The sequence below is a fragment of the Pantoea sp. R13S299 genome (genome assembly GCF_048515925.1).
In the GTDB taxonomy this organism is placed as follows: Bacteria; Pseudomonadota; Gammaproteobacteria; order Enterobacterales; family Enterobacteriaceae; genus Pantoea.
This window is the reverse complement of sequence record NZ_JBLYEF010000001.1, coordinates 862,576-883,029: the sequence shown is the minus strand read 5'-3', so window position 1 is coordinate 883,029 and position 20,454 is coordinate 862,576. Positions and strand designations below refer to the sequence as shown.

Sequence of the window (20,454 nt, the reverse complement as noted above, 5' to 3'; positions counted from 1 at the left end):
CTTTTATGAGGGGAACTGACCTAAGGTCACACGCGGATTGCCGCCGTAATCCTCGACCGTTTCAACGGCATGATAGCCATTTTGCCGCATCAGCGCGGCCACCGCCTCGCCCTGCTGCCAGCCATGTTCCAGCAGCAGCCAGCCACCCGGCACCAGCCACGCGGGTGCCTGCTCGATCAGCGTGCGCAGATCCGCCAGCCCCGCTTCATCGGCCACCAGCGCACTGCGCGGTTCGAAACGCACGTCACCCTGCTCCAGATGACTATCGCTGGCATCAATATAAGGCGGATTGCTGACGATGAGGGTAAAGCGCTGCGGCGTGAGTGCCTGGAACCAGTGACTGAGCAGAAAGGTGGTGTTGGTGAGGCTGAGCTGCTGCGCATTGCTGCTCGCCAGTTCGACGGCGGCCTCGATGCGATCGACGCCGGTGACCTGACAGTCGGGTCGTTCGCTGGCCAGCGCCAGAGCAATCGCCCCGGTGCCGGTGCCCATATCCAGAATGGTCGAGGGTGTCGCGGGCAGATGCGCCAGCGCCTGTTCAACCAGCAGTTCGGTATCCGGGCGCGGAATCAGCGTGGCGTCATTAACGCGCAAAGGCAGCGACCAGAACTCGCGTTCTCCCACCAGATGCGCCACCGGTTCACCCCGGGCGCGACGCGCCAGCAGGCTATCCAGTTGTCCGAGCTGCTCAACGCTCAGCAGCGTTTCATCAAAGGCGATTAACCAGCTGCGTGATTTTCCGGTCACAAAACCTAACAGGATCTCTGCGTCACGCTTCGGACTGTCACCCCCGCACAGCGTGGCGACCGCCTGTTTCAGCCAGTGACGAATATCCATTAATCCTGACCAGCCAGCGCCGCCAGCTGATCCGCCTGGTACTCCTGCACAATCGGCTCGATCAGGCTGTCGATTTTGCCTTCCATCACTTCGTCCAGACGGTAGATCGTCAGGTTGATACGGTGGTCGGTTACGCGGCCCTGCGGGAAGTTATAGGTGCGGTTACGGTCAGAGCGATCGCCACTACCCAGCAGGTTGCGACGGGTACTGGCTTCGGCGGCGTGACGGCGGGCCATCTCTGCCGCGTGAATACGTGAACCCAGCACTGCCAGCGCTTTGGCTTTGTTTTTATGCTGTGAACGTTCGTCCTGACACTCCACCACGATGCCGGTTGGCAGGTGGGTAATACGAATCGCGGAGTCGGTGGTGTTAACGTGCTGACCGCCTGCACCGGAGGAGCGGAAGGTATCGATCTTCAGGTCACCGGCATTGATTTCCGGCAGTTCCGCTTCCGGGATTTCCGGCATCACGGCCACAGTACAGGCTGAGGTATGAATACGGCCCTGAGATTCGGTCTCCGGCACACGCTGCACGCGGTGGCCGCCTGACTCAAACTTCAGGCGTCCATAGGCACCTTCGCCGGTTACGCGGGCAATGACTTCTTTGTAACCGCCATGCTCGCCTTCGTTGGCGCTGATGATCTCCACGCGCCAGCGACGCGCTTCGGCATAACGGCTGTACATGCGGAACAGATCGCCAGCGAAGATCGCGGCTTCGTCGCCGCCGGTTCCGGCGCGCACTTCAATAAAGCAGGCGCGCTCATCATCGGGATCTTTCGGCAGCAACAGAACCTGCAGCTGCTGCTCCAGCACTTCGCTCTTCTCGCGCGCTTCCTGCAACTCTTCCTGCGCCATATCGCGCATTTCAGGATCGTCGAGCATCTGCTGCGCCGTTTCGATATCTTCCTGCACCTGCTGCCAGTCGCGGAAACAACGGGTCACATCGGTCAGTTGAGCATATTCGCGTGACAGCGCACGGAAACGCTCCTGATCGGCGATGACACCCGCATCGCCCAGCATCGCTTCCACTTCTTCGTGGCGCTCCTGCAGGGCTTCCAGTTTGGCAACTATAGAGGTTTTCATTTAAATGTGGGATTCCCGTAAACAGGTGGCGACAGCGTTGTGCCTAATCGAGACCCAGGCTGTCGCGTAAAATCTGCAGGCGTTCATTATCGCCATCGCGGGCGGCCTGCTGAAGTGATTTGGTTGGAGCGTGTATTAAACGGTTGGTCAGCTTGTGCGCCAGTTCCTGCATGACTTTCTGCGGATCGGCACCCTGCTGCAGCGCCTGCAGCGCACGGCCTTCCAGCTCAGCGCGGATCTCATCCGCCTGAGAACGATATTCACGGATGGTATTTACCGCGCCCTGTGAGCGCAGCCACGCCATGAATTCGCTGCTTTCCTGCACCACGATGCTTTCGGCCTGAACCGCGGCCGCTTTGCGCTGCGCCAGGTTCTGCTCGATGATCGCCTGCAGGTCATCCACGCTGTAGAGATAGGCGTTGGGCAGGTCGCCCACTTCCGGCTCTACGTCGCGCGGTACGGCAATATCCACCAGCAGCATCGGTTTGTTGCGGCGCGCTTTCAGGGCGCGCTCCATCATTCCCTTGCCGATAATCGGCAGCGGACTGGAGGTTGAGGAGATGATAATGTCGGCTTCTGCCAGACGGGCATCGATCTCCGCCAGCGTGATCACTTCCGCACCCACTTCTGCCGCCAGCGTTTCGGCGCGTTCGCGGGTACGGTTAGCGATGATCAGATTTTTGACCTGATGTTCACGCAGATGACGCGCCACCAGCTCAATGGTTTCGCCTGCGCCGACCAGCAGCACATTGACGGAGGAGAGAGATTCGAAGATTTGACGGGCCAGTGTACAGGCGGCAAACGCTACCGAGACGGCGTTAGCACCGATATCAGTTTCCGTGCGCACGCGCTTGGCAACAGAGAAGGTTTTCTGGAACATGCGTTCCAGTTCACTGCTCAGCGCCTGACCGCGTGAGGAGTCTGCAAACGCTTTTTTTACCTGACCGAGGATCTGGGGTTCGCCCAGCACCAGTGAATCGAGTCCGCTGGCGACGCGCATCAGGTGGCTGACCGCCTCGTTATCCTGATGCCAGTAGAGGCTGCTCCGCACATCCTCTTCATCCAGCTGATGATAATTACATAACCAGCTCACCAGACGCGCCTGTAAGTCGGCCTGCTGCTCTACACTCAGGTAGAGTTCCGTCCGGTTACAGGTGGACAACACCACGCCGCTCTGCACCATTGGCTGTGATAACAGGCTGTTTAACGCCTGCTCAAGCGTCTCCGGCCCGAACGAGACGCGTTCGCGCAGAGCAATGGGGGCTGTCTTGTGATTGATTCCGAGAGCGAGCAGCGTCATGGTGATTTTGGTTGGGATGTCCCAATAATGTCAGGGTTTTGTGAGGCGCATTCTACAAGATGCGGCAGATCAAGAAAAGCCATACAAAGGCTATGACTGTAATAAGATTAACCCGATCGTGCTCAATTTGCTGCATAACAGCATTGACGGTTAAAACCGGGACGGTTAGCGTTATCCGTTACGAATAATAAATGTGTCCGAGGAGATGACCACTTGATGCTTAATTCACCACGCAATCTGTTGCGCCTTTTGCCCCTTGCCAGCGTCCTGCTGGCGGCCTGTAGCGTCAACAAACCGCAAGGCCCGGGCCCCAGCGTTACCGCGCCACAGTGGCAACAGCATCAGCAGGCGGTCTCAAAGGTCACGCACTACCAGACCCGCGGCGCCTTTGCCTACCTTTCTGACAAGCAGAAAGTCTATGCCCGCTTCAACTGGCAGCAGACCGCGCCCGACCGCTATCGCCTGTTGCTGACTAACCCGCTGGGCAGCACCGAACTGCAGCTTGATGCGCAGGGTTCAGTGGTGCAGATCGTCGACAACAAGGGCAAGCGCTACGTCAGCAACGATGCGCAGAAGATGATTTCGCAGCTGACCGGCATGAACATTCCGCTGGCCAATCTGCGTCAGTGGATGATGGGTCTGCCTGGCGATGCCACCGATTATCAGCTCAACGATAGCTATCAGCTGAGCAGTCTGAACTACAGCCGCGACGGCCAAAACTGGCAGGTGTCTATCGCGGGCTACGACAGTAAAGTTACCCCGCCGCTGCCATCCAGCCTGGAGCTGAAAGAGGGTGATCAGCGGATTAAACTGCGTATGGACGGCTGGACCGTTCAATGATCACCCACTGGCCTGCCCCGGCAAAACTGAATCTTTTTCTCTACATCACCGGCCGTCGTCCCGACGGCTACCACACCCTGCAGACGCTGTTTCAGTTTCTGGATTACGGTGATCAGTTGCAGATTACCGTTGATGACAGCGATTCGATTCAGCTGTTAACACCGGTGGCGGGCGTCGCGGATGCGGACAATCTGATTATGCGCGCCGCGACCATGCTGAGGCAGGCGGCACTGGACAAACATTGCCTGCCTCCACGCGCAGGCGCGCAGATTGCCATTGAGAAACGTCTGCCCATGGGTGGCGGTCTCGGCGGCGGTTCGTCAGATGCAGCCACCGTGCTGGTGGCGCTGAATCAACTGTGGCAAACCGGTTTCACACCAGATGAGCTGGCGGCGCTTGGCGTGAGGCTGGGCGCGGATGTGCCGGTCTTCGTGAAGGGCTTTGCGGCCTTTGCGCAGGGTGTGGGTGAACAACTTCAGCCCGCAGAGCCGGAAGAAAAGTGGTATCTTGTTGCCCATCCCGGCGTGAACATCAGCACCCCAGTGGTATTCAACGACCCCGAACTGACGCGTGACACCCCATCGCGCAGTTTATCGACGCTTTTAGCTGCACCCTTCACCAATGATTGTGAAGCAGTGGTAAGAAAACGTTTTCGCGAGGTTGATGAGCTTGTTTCCTGGCTGCTAGAATACGCGCCGTCACGCCTGACTGGCACGGGCGCTTGTGTGTTTGCTGAATTCGACACCGAGTCTGCTGCCCGTCAGGTGCTGGAGCTTGCCCCGAATGGGGTGCGCGGATTTGTAGCCCGGGGCGTAAATGTTTCGCCGCTACAGCGTACCCTGCGAGGCGATTAGCGAATGCGTGACAGTGTCACCCCGTTCCAGACACTGCACGTTTCGCATCAACACACCCGTGTGAACGCACATGACCGTACGCGCCGGTTACAGTCATGCCGTTCATTCTCTGGACGCAAAGCCTGAGGTTCTTCTCGTGCCTGATATGAAGCTATTTGCTGGTAACGCCACCCCGGAACTAGCACAACGTATTGCCAACCGCCTTTACACCAGCCTGGGAGACGCCGCAGTAGGACGTTTCAGTGATGGTGAAGTGAGCGTACAGATCAATGAAAATGTACGCGGTGGTGATATTTTCATCATCCAGTCCACCTGTGCTCCCACCAACGATAATCTGATGGAACTGGTTGTGATGGTCGACGCGCTGCGTCGTGCTTCTGCTGGTCGTATTACCGCAGTCATTCCCTACTTTGGATATGCCCGTCAGGATCGCCGTGTGCGTTCCGCGCGTGTTCCTATCACCGCTAAAGTAGTGGCAGACTTCCTTTCCAGCGTCGGTGTTGACCGTGTTCTTACGGTTGACCTGCACGCCGAGCAGATCCAGGGCTTCTTCGACGTCCCGGTTGATAACGTATTTGGCAGTCCGATCCTGCTGGAAGATATGATGCAGATCGGTCTGGAAAACCCGATTGTTGTTTCTCCCGATATTGGTGGCGTAGTACGTGCCCGTGCTATCGCTAAACTGCTGAACGACACCGATATGGCTATCATCGATAAACGCCGCCCTCGCGCGAACGTTTCTCAGGTGATGCACATCATTGGTGACGTTGCTGGCCGCGACTGCGTGCTGGTCGACGATATGATCGACACCGGCGGCACGCTGTGCAAAGCGGCTGAAGCGCTGAAAGAGCGTGGTGCCAAGCGCGTGTTTGCTTACGCGACTCACCCGATCTTCTCCGGCAATGCGGTTGAAAACCTGCGTAAATCTGTACTCGACCAGGTGATCGTCTGCGATACCATCCCACTCTCTGATGAGATTAAGTCACTGCCGAATGTGCGCACGCTGACCTTATCTGGCATGCTGGCCGAAGCCATTCGCCGCATCAGTAACGAAGAATCTATCTCGGCGATGTTCGAGCATTAATCTTCGCGGAACCGGGCCCTGTGCCCGGTTTTTTTATGCCTGCCGTTCGCCCGATTAACGCACTTCTTTTTCTGATTTTCCCGCGAAAAATCGCCTCAAAACCCCCTATTTTCAACGCCACTCACTCTTTTACTTAAACCCTGCGTTCACCGCTTCTGCCCTGTGCCGTAAAGTGGTAATTTGCTGCGCACTTTCCCCGAGAACCTGACCGCCATGAGCCTGGATATCTATACGTTATTTGTCTGCGAGCTCTATGTGCTGGGGTTTCTGAGCATCATCATGGTTTTTGCCTGGATCGGATCGCAGTATGATCGCGTCCTTGGCTTCACCTGCCTGTCGCTGGTTTTTACGCTGATTGCCGTCTTTTTAAGTAGCCTGCGCAGCAGTGGCCTGCATTTCCTGCCGGTTGCGGTGGGTAACGTGGTCATGATGCTGGCTTATGGGGGATTGTTAAATGCTTTCCGGCGCTTCTGCGGCAAACCCATCGGCACCCACTGGCTGCTGGGCGCCCTGCTCTGGGCACTGCTCTGCTGTTTTCCGGCCTTCTATTACAGCTTGCCCAAGCGGGTACTGGTATTGTGCATCGCCTGCGGCGTTTACACCGCGGCACTGATTCAGTTGCTCTGGCAGGCGCGTGATACGCTCAAGGCAACCTTCTGGCCGGCGCAGTTGCTGCTGTGGATCCATCTGCTGTTTCACCTGGCGCGGCTATTTCTGGACAACGCAATTCCCAGCGCCCGTCCTGGCGCGATTGGCGGGTCGAACTTCTCGGTTTACGTTATCCTGGAATCCATTCTGTTTGTCATCGGCCTGACGTTTACCATTCTGGCCATGGTGAATGAACGGATGCAGATAGCCTTAAAACATACCTCTTTGCACGATCCCCTGACCAGCGTCTGGAATCGTCGCGCCCTGTTTAATGAAGCAGAAAAGATTGTGACGCGCTGCCGACGTCAGAAGCGGCCCTTCAGCGCGATACTGTTCGACCTCGATCATTTCAAAAGTATAAACGATCAGTATGGTCATCATCAGGGCGACCTGGTCCTGATCCACTTTTGCGATGTTGTCAGAGCGTTACTGCCGACTGAGGGGCGCTTTGCGCGACTGGGCGGAGAAGAGTTTGCGGCGATAATCCCCGCAGAGGCAAATGAAGCAGAAGCATGGTGTGAAGCGATCCGTCTGGCGGTCTGTGCGTCGCAACCCAATGCGATACCCTATTCGGTCAGCATTGGCTTTGCCACGGTAACGAACCCCCAGCAGGGGTTTGAAGATTTACTGGCGCTGGCGGATGCAGCGCTCTATCACGCTAAAGCCAGTGGCCGGAACCGCACTGCGCAGCATCCGGCTACTGCAGCCATCAGTTAATGGTGTGAATTGTGATACCTGCGGCAGCGATTGTCATAGCGACGATGCCAGTAATAACGGTCTTCTACCTTTTCACGACCACTCAGACCCGCCCCCACCAGCCACAGCAGAGCACCGATAAAGATGCCTAACATGGCACCCTGCGCCAGAAGCTGCGGCAGGTCGAGTGAGGGAAGCTGATTAATAATTGAAAAACCGACGCCCAGTACCATTGTGACTAATCCCAGTACCATCAAACTGTTACCCGCTACGCGGCAATGTTGATGTTTCATGCTGCACCTCCATCCTTATGAGTAATAAACCGCACACAATGTTAAGTGCCATAAGTTTAGGCAATGGATAGAAGCAACGTTGCGGGATGGATCACACATCAGCCATAAAGTAATCACTGGACCTGATTGCAGCCTGTTGATTTAGATAGAAAATGATTAATCACTGTCCTGAATCATTTCAATGCTTGTGCTTTGTCATCCTGCCCGTAGCGAAGTAAACTAACGCCCTTTCGCGATAACTGCAGGATAATCATTGTGAGCAGCATTAAACTGATTGTGGGCCTTGCCAATCCGGGCGCTGAATATGCCGCTACGCGCCATAATGCGGGTGCCTGGTATCTGGATTTACTGGCTGAGCGCCACAATCAGTCACTGAAAGAGGAAAGCAAATTCTATGGCTACACCGCCCGTCTGGCGATAGCCGGAGAGGATGTGCGCCTGCTGGTGCCGACCACCTTTATGAACCTGAGCGGTAAAGCGGTAGCGGCGATGGCGACCTTTTATCGCATCGCGCCGGAAGAGATTCTGGTGGCGCACGATGAACTCGATTTGCCGCCTGGTGTGGCAAAGTTTAAGCAAGGCGGCGGGCATGGCGGCCATAACGGTCTGAAAGACATCATCAGCAAACTGGGTAATAACAACAATTTCCATCGTCTGCGTATCGGTATCGGGCATCCCGGTGATCGCAACAAGGTGACCGGATTTGTGCTGGGCAAGCCGCCCGCCAGTGAGCAGAAGCTGATTGATGATGCCATTGATGAAGCGGCGCGCTGCACCGAACTGTGGCTGAAAGAGGATCGCATCAAGGCGATGAACCGGCTGCACGCCTTCAGGCCTGCTTAAACGCCCGAATCGTCGCGATTCCGTGTATAATGCGCGAAATTTTTCAATTCGTCTCCGACAGTCCGCCTTCTGGCGCGCTGTCCATCCAGTTATAAAGGGTATCAAACCATGGGATTCAAATGCGGTATCGTGGGCCTGCCGAACGTCGGTAAATCCACTCTGTTTAACGCGCTGACTAAAGCGGGCATCGAAGCGGCTAACTTCCCTTTCTGCACCATTGAGCCAAACACAGGCGTGGTGCCAATGCCTGACCTGCGTCTCGACCAGCTTTCTGAGATTGTTAAGCCGCAGCGCGTGGTGCCGACTACCATGGAATTCGTCGATATTGCGGGTCTGGTTAAAGGCGCGTCAAAAGGTGAAGGCCTGGGCAACCAGTTCCTGACCAACATCCGTGAAACTGAAGCCATCGGCCACGTCGTGCGCTGCTTTGAAAACGACAACATTATCCACGTCGCGGGCAAAGTTGATCCGGCTGAAGATATTGACGTTATCAACACCGAACTGGCGCTGTCCGATCTTGAGACCTGTGAGCGTGCGATTCAGCGCGTGCAGAAGAAAGCCAAAGGCGGCGACAAAGATGCCAAAGCCGAACTGGCTGCGCTGGAGAAGTGTCTGCCGCACCTTTCTGAAGCAGGCATGCTGCGTTCACTGGATCTGGATGCGGACGAGAAGGCGGCCATCCGCTATCTGAGCTTCCTGACGCTGAAGCCAACCATGTACATTGCTAACGTCAGTGAAGATGGTTTCGAGAACAACCCGTACCTGGATAAAGTCCGTGCCATCGCCGAAGCAGAAGGTTCAGTCGTGGTGCCTGTGTGCGCCGCTGTTGAGTCGGACATTGCCGAACTGGAAGATGAAGACCGTGACGAATTCATGGCCGAACTGGGACTGGAAGAGCCGGGCCTGAACCGCGTTATCCGCGCCGGTTACTCCCTGCTGAACCTGCAGACCTATTTCACCGCTGGCGTGAAAGAAGTCCGTGCATGGACTATCCCGGTTGGCGCGACTGCCCCACAGGCAGCCGGTAAAATCCATACCGACTTCGAGAAAGGCTTTATCCGCGCACAGACCATCGCGTTTGAAGACTTCATCGCCTACAAGGGCGAACAAGGCGCTAAAGAAGCCGGCAAGATGCGTTCAGAAGGTAAAGAGTACATCGTGAAAGATGGCGATGTGATGAACTTCCTGTTTAACGTCTGATTGGGTTGTTGTCTCATGGGGTTTCACTAAACCTCATGACGATGCGAAAATCTTTAAAATCCACGCAACTGCGTGGATTTTTCATTATGTGGTCGGCGTAAAACTCAGGCGTATACATCCTCCATTAGCCGTGCTTTCAAACACGCTCAGATCGACCCAGCCCGGGACTTATCAGACTGAGCCTTGAGACGTTATTGCACCAGGTTATGCTGCAGGGAATATTTGACGATATGAGCATTATTGGTGAATTTCATTCGCTTCATCATGCGTGATTTATAGGTGCTGACGGTTTTATTGCTGATGGAGAGCGCATCGGCTATCGCATTAATCGACTCCCCGTGGGCCAGCATGATCATGATTTGCCGTTCGCGCATCGTCAGGCTCTCATGAGGCGCACGATTATTGCTCTGGTAGTCGGAGAAGATAATCTCCTGTGCCAGATCGTGATCGATATAACGTGATCCCTGCGCCACGGTACGAATCGCTTTGAGTAAAACATCCGGCGATTTGTCTTTGGTGATATAGCCCAGCGCGCCATTATTTAATACCCGCCGGGTAATCTGCGGTTCGTTGTACATACTCAAGACCAGAATGCGCAGCCCGGGATAGAGAGGCATCAGGCGGGTAATCAGATCTTCACCGCTCATGCCAGGCATCGAAATATCCAGCAGCAGCAGATCGACTTCGTGCTGACGCAGACGCTCCAGCACCTGGCCGCTATCCGATGCTTCGCATACCACGTCAATATTTTCATCAAGAGCAAAAATTTGCTTCAGGCCCTCGCGCATAATGGCATGATCGTCGGCAATCATCAGACGTATGCATTTACTCATCGGTTAATACTCCCGGTTTCGGACTGGATGCTTCTGATTTAGCGCTTACAGAGAGGGGGAAATTCAGTTTAACCCGGGTCCCTTTACCGGGTGTGCTATCGATGGTCGCTTCTCCATTTAGCATGCGTCCTCGCTCCCTGATGCCGTGCAGCCCACACGTCCCTTTCTTCACACGATTCAGATGAAACCCTTTGCCGTTATCGACCACTTCAATGAGCAGCGCATCCGGCTTGAGTTTGACGAAGATATACACATTGCTGGCTCTGGCATGGCGGACGACATTGGTGAGGCACTCCTGTACCACGCGAAAGGCCGCCGTCAGCGTCGCCTCATCCAGCACCACGGTGTGTTCATCAGGTGCCAGCAAAATGCAGCGGATACCATTGTCTTTTATAAACTGATCGCGCAACCATTCCAGCGCCGGAATCAACCCAAGATTGAGAACATTAGGCCGCAGGCGCGTCGAGACATCGCGCACCACCTGAATCGTGCTGTCCAGATGCACCATCAGTTGCTGGATTTTTGCCTGCTGGGCATCGACAGACTGATCTTTACGCATCGCCAGCAGCGACAACCCTGTGCGCAGCGCGGTTAAATGCTGGCCCAGTTCGTCATGAATATCACGCGCCAGCTGTTTTTTTTCTGCTTCCCGCGCCCGCTCCAGATTATGGGTTAGCTGCCGCAACTCCTCTTCGGTCTTGCGGATTGCGGTGATATCGCGCCCAACCGCCAGCACGCTAACCAGCTCATCCTGTAAATCATATTCCGGCACGCAGCGCACATGCAGGGTGCGTTTATCACCCTGATGCGTTACCACCAGCTCATCTTCGGCCACTTTCTCATCAACCATGGTGCGTGAGACCAGCTTAAACAGGCTCAGTCCAATCCCCCCGCGCTGCACGCTTTCGGTCAGCGGCATCCGACTGATATCGTTTTCGCTAAGATTAAACCAGCTGCGGACCGCCAGGTTGGCATAGAGGCAACGGGTCTGCAAATCAAAACGTAAAATGAGGTCGGGAGAATTTTCCACTACCTGATGCAGCTGTTTTTCCCGCAGTTGCTGCTGCTCTTTTTGCCGACGAATTTCATGCATATCACGCACAATGCATAAGATATGCAGCTCACCATCCTGGTGATATCCGCTACAACTCACCTCCACGGGAAAGACGTCATGCCGACCGGTATGATGTGAAGTGAATTGTATCCCTTCAGGGCGGGTACTCAGTTTCCACCACAGGGCAAAAACATCATTGTCGCGCAGTTCTTTATCTATGATGTCAAAGCTGAGTTGCGAAAATGCCTCGCGGGAATATCCCGTCAACTGGCAGGCTTTATCGTTGACATATTTGATATGCAGCTGGCTGTCTATCAAATATATCGCATCATGAATTTTGTTTAAGGCAATATTTGATAAACCGGTGATATTAATTTCGTGATTTTCATTCTGACCAGATACACCCTGTAAAAGCATTATTCCCTCCACGAATTTATCATGCCGCAGAGAATAACGTCCCGACGGCATAATAGTCATAACCCGCTAAATATTAACGAGCTGATAAGCTTAGCAGTTAAATTGCCATTTATCGTAAGCCCAGTTTCAGGCGTAAATTCTCCCTTTCAATGTTTCCCGCGCGCGTGAGAGTCGGGAACGCACGGTGCCGACCGGGATTGCTAAATGCTCAGCGATATCCTGATAGCTGCCCTCCTCCTCCACAAGGATAGACAACATAACCCTGACGTCTTTCGGCAAAATTTCCAGGGAGGCCAGCGTATGACTCAGTAATTGTCTGTTTTCCGTCAGATCGCTGGGATCATTATCCAGCAGCAGATCGGCGACAACCTCATCATTAAGGTTATCAAACAGATAGTGGATCTGTTTCGACTTGTAATAGTTGCGAATTAAATTAACTGCGATGCCAAACACCCAGGTTTCCGGACGGGATGCGCCGCGAAACTTATGGCGGTTAGACAACACTTCCAGACAGGTCATTTGCAGGATGTCATCAGCATCTTCATGGCTGGCAATACGTTTCCGAATGAAATTTAACAGCTTCTTATTATGCGTAATGAAGATCTCATCCCAGTTTACGTTAATTGCTAAGGATGACTCTGCGACAGCGGATACGAGCGTTGAATTAATCATTTTCTTATCTCTCTGAGTAGTAGCCATTGATTGCCTGACATAGCAAGAGATATGCCATCCGCCGCACAACAAATAACCCACTGTTTATGAAAACAATTAATTCTTAATACAGAATTATCTGAGAAAGTTTTTACCCGTCTTTATCGCTGTGTAATGCAAAAAATTGCACTGATTTCCTGGTGAAATTATTCGCACTTATTTTTACTGCTTTTTTCGGAACCGACAGGCCTGCTTTGACACAGAAAGAGAGTAATAACCACTGAGGATGGCTGGCGATGCTCAAAATACAACATGCGATACCGGCGCTGGCGCACTCGCTAAAAGCTCTGCATAAAAATACTCCACAGGCAGCAGGTAAAAACGACCTGCCGGATAATGTCCGCGCGCGGGAATCGTCACTGAATGACGCGATGGAAGAAATTGGCGCCACGTTCAGTGAAAAGATGGAGCGCAGGCAAAAGGCGCAGGACCGCCGTAACGCGTCACGTAATCAGCAGCGTGGCAAGCATGCGGTCAGCAAAGTCGGTGAGCTGAATGCGCTATTTTCCCTGCTCGATGGCGGCGATGAACAGCAAACGCTGGAGCAGATGGAGTGGCTGCGCAGCGCCCTGCGCCAGAATCCGCCACCGGATAGCGACACACTCCTTGAAAAGACCGGCGGCGATCCGGCTCGCACGGCCCTGCTACTGCGTATGCTCGGCGAACAGGCACAGGATGAAGGCGACGGGGAACTGGCCGGGCTGGCCGGGACCCAGCTGAATAAGCTACAACAGACTCACGGCCAGGCCATTCGTGCGGGCAACAACACGGCGTCAGCCATCGCCGGATACACCCGCGATCCACAGCGTAAACAGTCATTGCGCAACCTCTACTACGACGGCATCGTCCACCAGCAGTCCGCAACCCGGATGCTGGATATGCTGCTGGAGCTGGTCGGCTCGCGTAATCTGATACCGACGCTGCGAACTATGCAGCGCGCGCTGGCGGATGATATCGCCGCGCTTGCCCCCTCAATCAGCGTCATTACTCTCGGACGTATCCACCGCGGACTGCGCGACGCTGCCGGGATAAGCCAGACGCTAAGCGACAGCACTACCTTTTTGCAGCGTATGCGCAGCAAATTGCCCGGTGTTGCCATGAACAGCCTGACTCTGGCGCGCCGGATGTTGCAAATCAGCCATAACGGTGCTTACCAGAGTGATTTTACCGGGCTGGCGGATGAGATTGTCGGCCAGAACAGGCAACATCTGCCGCTCTTTTTTAGTTCGCTTTTTCCGCTCCTTCACAGCGTGCCTGCCTCGCTGTGGCCCGCCCAGGAAAACCGTGACAACGCGTTAAAACTGCTGCGCGGCATGATTACAGACGTCACCAAAACTGAGCAGCAACAGCAACGCCGCAACCGGAACGCAGCGTCGTGAGGCAACAAAGATGAATACCCTGTTTCAGATACTGAATCGAATCGCTATTAGCGCCATGCAACGCTCCGAAGTGGTCGGTGCGGCTTTTGCCATGGCGCTGGTGTTCATGCTTATTATTCCGTTACCGCTGCCATTAATTGATGCGCTGATAGCGGTGAATATCTGCCTGTCATCTCTGCTGGTCGTGCTGGCCATGTATCTGCCAAAGCCGCTGGCGTTCTCGACCTTTCCCGCCGTGCTGCTGCTCACCACCATGTTCCGCCTGGCACTCTCAATCTCCACCACCCGCCAGATCTTAATTCAGCAGGATGCGGGCCATGTGGTGGCGGCTTTCGGTAACTTTGTGGTGGGCGGCAACCTTGCGGTTGGGATGGTGATGTTCCTGATCCTGACCGTCGTGAACTTTCTGGTCATTACCAAAGGTTCCGAAAGGGTAGCCGAAGTGGCCGCGCGTTTTACCCTTGATGCGATGCCCGGTAAGCAGATGTCCATCGACAGCGATCTGCGCGCCGGACTGATTGATGGGGTACAGGCCAGAAACCGGCGTAATGAACTGGCAAAAGAGAGTCAGTTATTCGGGGCGATGGATGGCGCGATGAAGTTTGTTAAAGGTGATGCCATCGCCGGGCTGGTGATTGTCGTGATTAACCTGATTGGCGGCATCAGTATTGGCGTGCTGCAACTGGGCATGCCTGCTGGCGAAGCGATGCATATCTACTCGATTCTGACCATCGGTGACGGACTGATTGCGCAGATCCCTGCGCTGCTGATCTCGCTGACCGCCGGGATGCTGATTACCCGCGTCTCGTCCGACGATGAACAGACGGTCGATAATAATATTGGCCGCGAGATTGCCGAGCAGTTAACCAGCCAGCCGAAAGCCTGGCTGCTCTCCTCCATGGGTATGGTGGGCTTTGCCCTGCTGCCGGGTATGCCAACGGCAATTTTTTTACTGCTGGCCGCACTGACGATGATTAGCGGCGGTTTTCAGATCTGGCGCGTCAGGAAGACCCTGAGCCTTACGCAGCCACAAATGGAAAATGAGGTCATTCCCCCAGAGCTGAACGGCAAGGAGGATTTACGTCAGTTCAACCCGACACGACCTTATCTGATCAATTTCTCGTCCTCATGGCGCGGCCATCCGGAGATGCTGGAGCTGGTGCAGGATATTCGCCGCCTGCGTAACCGTATCGTTTACCACTTCGGCTTTACGCTGCCCGCGTTCGATATCGAGTTTCTCGACCAGCAGACGGAAGATGAGTTTCGCTTCTCGGTTTATGAAATCCCGAAAGTAAAAGGCACATTTAACGTGTCGCACCGGGCAGTGAAACGCCGCTGGCTGGACGAGATAGCGTCAGCCGACAGGGAAAGCGTGGCAGAGGGCGATGAGCGGCGTCAGGAAAACGATCTTATCTGGCTGCCAGCGGATCATCCGCTGCTGCAAAACGAAGAGGTCGAACGCTGGACGGCGCGCGAACTCCTGGTCAAGCGTATGGAGAACGCGATTCACGCCAGCAGCCCGCATTTTATTGGTCTGCAGGAAACCCGCGCGCTGGTGAGCTGGCTGGAGTCAGAGCAGCCGGAGCTGTCGCAGGAGTTACAGCGCGTAATGCCCCTTTCACGTTTCTCCAGCGTCCTGCAAAAACTGGTTTCAGAACGTATTCCGCTGCGATCGGTTCGGGCAATTGCCGAAGCGCTGATCGAGCATGGGCAGCATGAGCGCGACATCTGGCTGCTGACCGACCAGGTGCGCATCTCGTTAAAAAACCATCTTTGTTACCAGTATGCCCGCCCGGACGGCCTGCATGTCTGGCTGCTCACACCGGAACTGGAAGAACAGTTGCGTGACTCGCTTCGTCAGACGCAAAACGATCTGTTCTTTGCGCTGACCCATGAGCAGATCAGCGCCATTCTCCTGGTCATCGCCAACGCATTCCCGGCTGACACCCCGGAAAGCGCCGTGCTGCTGGTCGCCCAGGATCTGCGTAGCCCGTTGCGCGGGCTTATTCAGGAAGAGTTCCACTATGTGCCGGTGCTCTCATTTGCAGAGCTGCAACCTAATCTCGCAGTAAATGTGCTGGGGCGTATAGAGCCTGATCCAGCCGCTTACTCACTTACCACGTGGGAGAGTTAATCATGTTCGAACTGCGCGTGCTGTCTGGCCTGCATTTAGGCGCCGCGTTACCCCTCTTCGGCGATAAATGGCTGATTGGCCACGCCGATGAGGCCGATCTGATGCTTAGCGATGCTTGCGTTGCTGCCCGCCAGTGCGAGCTGCGCCGTGAAGAGACTCAATGGCTGGCACAACCGGACGGCGGGGAAGCCTGTGGCATAAATATTGAAGAGCCTTTTCTGGTCGCTGATGTCTGGCTCTGCGTGGCGCGTATCGACACGCCGTGGGCCGCATGTATGCCGCCGGCCACCCCTTCTGCGCCCGAAGAATCTGCTGAAAAGCCGACTGAGGCCGTTCCCCCTGCCGCCGCCCGTAAAGGGATATTCACCCGCAGCATCCGCGCGCTGACCTGGAGCCTGATGTTGCTGCTCACCCTGACGGTAATGAGCTGGGTATTGCAGCCGACCGTTGCCCAGACTCAGGTCACCTCCTCCCGGCCACTGAGCACCCCCGCAGAATTGCAGGCTCCGTTACAGAACATGTTGCGCGAACGCGATCTGGCGAGCCTCGTGAAAGTGGACATGCATAACCAGCGGTTGCGTCTTACCGGCCGCCTCAGTAAGCCACAGATGCAAATCTTTAAACGAATGCTGGAGCGCTTTAACGCAACGTACACCAGCGACCTCCCGCTGGATAACCAGGTCAGGCTGCTGAAGGTCAGACTGCCGTTTCGCATTGTGCAAATCACCACCGGTAGTCGCGCCAATATCGTCACTGATGATGGACAGCGTCTGTTTATCGGCGATGAAGTCGACAACCTGCGGCTGGTGGCGATTACCAGTAACCAGATCGAGTTTAACGGGCGCGATAACATTAAGGTGAGCTGGTAATGACGATGGCGCTGGAGCAGTGGTATCAGCAGCAGCGGCGGCGACTGAGCAGCTTTTCGCCGGTGGAGAGTTTTGGCCGCATTACCGGGATCAGCGGGATATTGCTCGAAAGCATCCTGCCCCAGGCGCGGATTGGCGATCTCTGCCAGATCGCCCGGGATGACGGGCAAAGCGTGCTGGCAGAAGTGGTCGGCTTTAACCCGCAGCACACGCTGCTCTCCGCCCTCGGCCAGCTCGACGGCATAGCCCGGGGGGCGCGCGTGGTTCCGCTGCGCCTGCCGCACAGTATTGTGGTGTCGGACGCCCTGCTCGGCAGCGTACTTGACGGCTTTGGCCGTCCACTGGATGCGGGCCAGCCTGGCGCATTCGCCCTGCCCGGTACGGTGGATGATGCGGTAGGCGTACTGGGCGATGCCCCGGCACCCACCGATCGTCCGCGCATTGATAGGCCACTGCCGACCGGCATTCGCGCTATTGATGGTCCGCTGACCCTCGGTGTGGGACAGCGGGTAGGGATCTTCGCCGGCGCGGGCTGCGGGAAAACCACCCTGCTGGCGGAGATTGCCCGTAATACGCCCTGCGATGTCATTGTCTTTGGTTTGATTGGCGAGCGTGGGCGCGAATTGTGCGAGTTTCTCGACCACGAACTGGATGAAGCCCTGCGCAGCCGTACGGTACTCATCTGTGCCACCTCCGATCGCAGCAGTATGGAGCGCGCCAGGGCCGCTTTTACCGCCACGGCCATCGCTGAAGCCTGGCGCGATAAGGGCAAGAGCGTGCTGTTGATCCTCGACTCCCTGACTCGCTTTGCCCGCGCCCAGCGTGAAATCGGTCTCGCGCTGGGCGAACCGCCGGGTCGTGGCGGGCTGCCACCTTCGGTTTATACCTTATTGCCCACGCTGCTGGAACGTGCCGGACAGACCTCACGCGGATCTATTACCGCGCTCTATTCCGTGCTGATTGAAGCCGATTCAATGAACGATCCGGTCGCAGATGAAGTGAGATCCCTGATTGATGGCCACATTGTGCTGACCCGTCGTCTGGCGGAGCGCGGTCACTATCCGGCTATTGATGTTCTGGCAAGTCTGAGCCGAACCATGAGCAACGTCGCGACTCGCGAGCATATCCGCGACGCCACGCAATTGCGCCGCATGATGTCCGCCTGGCAGCAGGTAGAGATGTTAATCCGCCTGGGGGAATACCAGCCGGGTCACGATGCCATGACCGATGCGGCGGTATCGGCTCAGGAGGCGATAAATGGCTATCTGCAACAGGCGATGCACGCGCCCTGCGGGTATGACGACACACTGCACCACTTAGCGGAGGTAAGCCAGCATGCGCCGTCATCCGTTACCTGATCACGACATCATGACTGATGAGAGCAGCGCTGAATTGCAGCAGGCCTTCTCTCTGCTGCTGCCGATTCGCCGCCAGAGCTTACGCCGCAGCGAACGGTTGCAACGGCAAGCGGAGCGGGCTCTGTGCGAAACACAACGTCAGTCAGCCGAAACGGAACAACAGCTTGAAGCCGCACAACAACATTATCAGCAGCTGCGCGATAGCTTTGCCGGTCACCACCAGTCGGGGCTGCAAAAACAGGAGCGACTGATCGGAGGATTGGCCCGGGAGCGTCAGGCCAGCGACGCGGTGAGTGGGCAGCGTAATCAGCTGCAACAGTGCCGCGCACAGCAGGTCATGCAACAACAACAGGTACAGCATGCACAGCAGCAAACACAGGCGCGTCTGCGTGATGTGGAAAAACTGGAATATCTGATGGCGCACAGCGAGGCATTACGATGACAGCCTTACCCCACCCTCCGCAAAATCATCCAGCGCCGCCGGCACGCCCGGAGGTGCAGCGCCGTTCGCCGCAGACCGGACATTCAGATGCCGCATCGTCCGAGCGTAAATCCCGCGCCGAGCCGTTTCGCGAAGAGTGTTCGCTGTTTGATGCGCTGCTGCTCACCCCCAGCGAACCGACGCAACCGCTTATCACCCCGTGGGAGGGCTCCCCCTCTTTTGGGTCACAGTTACCCCAGGATCCTGCACCTGCCGCCTCTCCGGTCAGAGCCTGGCAACAACTGGAGCCCTCCCTGTGCGCCATGGTGGAAAAGGAGCCTGCTGGTCCGATATCGATGACGCTACTGCTGCCCCTTTTAGGCGAAGTGGATGCCCGCCTGAGTCCTTTTAGCGCGGGCTGGGATATCAGCCTGCGTTTTGCGCCACCTGCTATGTCGATGATGGCCGCCCATCAGGAGCGCTGCCGGGAGTCCCTGCGCCGCCGGATGGCCTGCGCTGTGCGCCTGCGCTTTGAGCAACGCGGAGGCCGGGAATGAAACCCTTGTCCCTGCGCACTCTGCCGCGCGAAGAAGCCAGCCTGCGGCAGCGTATCGGCCACGGCCTTGGCTATCCTTTTACCCTTGCGGGCGAAGCGGGTGAACTTCAGCTGCGGCTCGCCACCCCCGGCGAGCGGCCACCGACGCAGAGCTTCTCCTGCAAGGCGGGAGGGTTATCTCTGGCGGAGAGCGAAGCGCTGCTGAGTCTGTTTTCCACTTGTCCGCTGCTGCCAGAACCCGGGGCGTGCGCTGACTGGTACTGGCCGCTCTTTAACCAGCATCTCAGCCCGGCACTACGCGCACTGTTTGGCGACCTGACGCCGCAGGACCCGCTCTGCGCACCGGCTGAGGGGATGTGGCTTGCGATTAGCGTCACGATCGGTGAGGCGCAGGCGCACAGTCAGTTATATCTTGCGCCCGCCACACTTGCGACGTTGTTAAACCAGCCTGGCTGGGCTCCGCTTCCTGCACCGCTTTGCAGCGCCCTGCCGTTATCGCTGCCGATAGACCTGGGTGCAGTGTCGTTTGCCCCCTCGCAGTTACGCACACTTCGCCCCGGCGATGTGATTTTCCCTGCTACCTCGTATTTTTTCCCGACCGGTCGCGGCGAGCTTCGCCTTGCGCAATTGCACCTTGAGGGCGAATTGCTGTTCGGGGAGGGGCATCCTGCCCGTTTTCTTATTACCCGTCTGGAGAATAGTTACATGAATGTGACCCCCGAAGATAATCTGCCTGCCGATACCCCCCAACCGGATGCAGGTCTGACTGAAACAACGGCGCCTGTGGCATCACCTTTTGATGCGCTCCCGCTGGCCTTAACCGTGCGTTGTGGCCATCTCAGACTGACGCTGGGTGAGTTAAATCGTCTTGATGTCGGCTCGACGGTCACGGTCGAAAACGTCGTGCCCGGTGAAGCACTGCTGTGTCACGGCGAGTTTCCGCTGGCGAAAGGCGAACTGGTCGATGTCGAAGGACGTCTGGGGTTACAGATTACCCATATGCTGCCGGGCGTAGCGAGCGTCGGGGATGTGAACAGGTGATTCC

Annotated in this window: 20 protein-coding genes; 13 read left to right on the top strand and 7 right to left on the bottom strand. The window is 56.2% G+C overall.

Annotation, left to right across the window (positions count from 1 at the left end):
* Positions 1-3 precede the first annotated feature (3 nt).
* Genes prmC through hemA form a run of 3 tightly spaced genes read right to left on the bottom strand, consistent with a single transcriptional unit; the run spans position 4 to position 3,219 of the window.
* A complete protein-coding gene (gene prmC / locus ACN1CO_RS04360) occupies positions 4-837 on the bottom strand; it encodes a peptide chain release factor N(5)-glutamine methyltransferase (protein ID WP_419137975.1) in 834 nt (277 codons plus the stop codon).
* Entirely contained in the window at positions 837-1,919 is a 1,083-nt protein-coding gene (gene prfA / locus ACN1CO_RS04355; RefSeq protein WP_179895952.1) for a peptide chain release factor 1, read from the bottom strand. The genes prmC and prfA overlap by 1 nt, the downstream gene beginning before the upstream one ends.
* A gap of 43 nt (positions 1,920-1,962) precedes the next feature.
* A complete protein-coding gene (gene hemA, locus ACN1CO_RS04350) occupies positions 1,963-3,219 on the bottom strand; it encodes a glutamyl-tRNA reductase (protein WP_419137973.1) in 1,257 nt (418 codons plus the stop codon).
* A 216-nt stretch (positions 3,220-3,435) separates the two neighbouring features.
* Here hemA and lolB point away from each other — a divergent pair, with 216 nt between their 5' ends.
* The 4 genes from lolB to ACN1CO_RS04330 all read left to right on the top strand — a co-directional run bounded on the left by lolB (position 3,436) and on the right by ACN1CO_RS04330 (position 7,362).
* The gene (gene lolB / locus ACN1CO_RS04345; RefSeq protein WP_150015460.1) at positions 3,436-4,059 is read left to right on the top strand and encodes a lipoprotein insertase outer membrane protein LolB; all 624 of its coding nucleotides are present in this window, start codon (positions 3,436-3,438) and stop codon (positions 4,057-4,059) included.
* A complete protein-coding gene (gene ispE, locus ACN1CO_RS04340; protein ID WP_419137971.1) occupies positions 4,056-4,913 on the top strand; it encodes a 4-(cytidine 5'-diphospho)-2-C-methyl-D-erythritol kinase in 858 nt (285 codons plus the stop codon). The genes lolB and ispE overlap by 4 nt, the downstream gene beginning before the upstream one ends.
* 136 nt (positions 4,914-5,049) lie before the next feature.
* Positions 5,050-5,997: a ribose-phosphate diphosphokinase gene (gene prs, locus ACN1CO_RS04335; protein WP_003850825.1), complete on the top strand. Its 948-nt coding sequence runs from the start codon at positions 5,050-5,052 to the stop codon at positions 5,995-5,997.
* Positions 5,998-6,210: 213 nt separating this feature from the next.
* Positions 6,211-7,362 (top strand): GGDEF domain-containing protein, encoded by a 1,152-nt coding sequence (locus tag ACN1CO_RS04330; RefSeq protein ID WP_419138971.1) that lies wholly within the window; start codon positions 6,211-6,213, stop codon positions 7,360-7,362.
* On the opposite strand, the gene ychH is transcribed toward ACN1CO_RS04330, so the two are convergent.
* Entirely contained in the window at positions 7,359-7,634 is a 276-nt protein-coding gene (gene ychH, locus ACN1CO_RS04325; RefSeq protein WP_419137968.1) for a stress-induced protein YchH, read from the bottom strand. The genes ACN1CO_RS04330 and ychH overlap by 4 nt on opposite strands.
* 255 nt (positions 7,635-7,889) lie before the next feature.
* On the opposite strand from ychH, the gene pth reads away from it, so the two are divergent.
* Together pth and ychF are read left to right on the top strand one after the other, a co-directional pair.
* Positions 7,890-8,477 carry an aminoacyl-tRNA hydrolase gene (gene pth, locus ACN1CO_RS04320; protein ID WP_135909094.1) on the top strand — a complete coding sequence of 196 codons (588 nt, stop codon included), beginning with the start codon at positions 7,890-7,892 and terminating at the stop codon, positions 8,475-8,477.
* Positions 8,478-8,585: 108 nt separating this feature from the next.
* Positions 8,586-9,677, top strand: coding sequence for a redox-regulated ATPase YchF (gene ychF / locus ACN1CO_RS04315; protein WP_419137965.1), 1,092 nt, complete (start codon positions 8,586-8,588; stop codon positions 9,675-9,677).
* A gap of 191 nt (positions 9,678-9,868) precedes the next feature.
* Here ychF and ACN1CO_RS04310 read toward each other — a convergent pair whose 3' ends face one another.
* From ACN1CO_RS04310 to ACN1CO_RS04300, 3 genes are all read right to left on the bottom strand, one after another.
* On the bottom strand, positions 9,869-10,510 hold the full coding sequence (locus ACN1CO_RS04310) for a response regulator (protein ID WP_419137963.1): 642 nt from the start codon (positions 10,508-10,510) through the stop codon (positions 9,869-9,871).
* Positions 10,503-11,981, bottom strand: a complete 1,479-nt coding sequence (locus tag ACN1CO_RS04305) for a PAS domain-containing sensor histidine kinase (RefSeq protein ID WP_419137961.1) — start codon at positions 11,979-11,981, stop codon at positions 10,503-10,505. Before ACN1CO_RS04305 ends, ACN1CO_RS04310 begins: the two co-directional genes overlap by 8 nt.
* 126 nt (positions 11,982-12,107) lie before the next feature.
* The gene (locus ACN1CO_RS04300) at positions 12,108-12,653 is read right to left on the bottom strand and encodes an RNA polymerase sigma factor (protein ID WP_419137959.1); all 546 of its coding nucleotides are present in this window, start codon (positions 12,651-12,653) and stop codon (positions 12,108-12,110) included.
* Between the two features lie 275 nt (positions 12,654-12,928).
* Between ACN1CO_RS04300 and sctW the strand changes: the two genes are divergently transcribed.
* Genes sctW through ACN1CO_RS04265 form a run of 7 tightly spaced genes read left to right on the top strand, consistent with a single transcriptional unit; the run spans position 12,929 to position 20,450 of the window.
* Positions 12,929-14,071, top strand: a complete 1,143-nt coding sequence (gene sctW / locus ACN1CO_RS04295) for a type III secretion system gatekeeper subunit SctW (RefSeq protein ID WP_419137957.1) — start codon at positions 12,929-12,931, stop codon at positions 14,069-14,071.
* 10 nt (positions 14,072-14,081) lie between these two features.
* A complete protein-coding gene (sctV, locus tag ACN1CO_RS04290) occupies positions 14,082-16,205 on the top strand; it encodes a type III secretion system export apparatus subunit SctV (RefSeq protein ID WP_419137955.1) in 2,124 nt (707 codons plus the stop codon).
* Positions 16,206-16,207: 2 nt separating this feature from the next.
* A complete protein-coding gene (locus ACN1CO_RS04285) occupies positions 16,208-17,074 on the top strand; it encodes an FHA domain-containing protein (RefSeq protein WP_419137953.1) in 867 nt (288 codons plus the stop codon).
* Entirely contained in the window at positions 17,074-18,432 is a 1,359-nt protein-coding gene (sctN, locus tag ACN1CO_RS04280; RefSeq protein ID WP_419137951.1) for a type III secretion system ATPase SctN, read from the top strand. Before ACN1CO_RS04285 ends, sctN begins: the two co-directional genes overlap by 1 nt.
* Complete coding sequence (locus tag ACN1CO_RS04275; RefSeq protein ID WP_419137949.1) at positions 18,410-18,874, top strand: hypothetical protein; 465 nt, start codon at positions 18,410-18,412, stop codon at positions 18,872-18,874. The genes sctN and ACN1CO_RS04275 overlap by 23 nt, the downstream gene beginning before the upstream one ends.
* Complete coding sequence (locus ACN1CO_RS04270; protein ID WP_419137948.1) at positions 18,871-19,410, top strand: type III secretion system HrpP C-terminal domain-containing protein; 540 nt, start codon at positions 18,871-18,873, stop codon at positions 19,408-19,410. The genes ACN1CO_RS04275 and ACN1CO_RS04270 overlap by 4 nt, the downstream gene beginning before the upstream one ends.
* On the top strand, positions 19,407-20,450 hold the full coding sequence (locus tag ACN1CO_RS04265; protein WP_419137946.1) for a FliM/FliN family flagellar motor switch protein: 1,044 nt from the start codon (positions 19,407-19,409) through the stop codon (positions 20,448-20,450). The genes ACN1CO_RS04270 and ACN1CO_RS04265 overlap by 4 nt, the downstream gene beginning before the upstream one ends.
* The last annotated feature ends 4 nt before the right edge of the window (positions 20,451-20,454 follow it).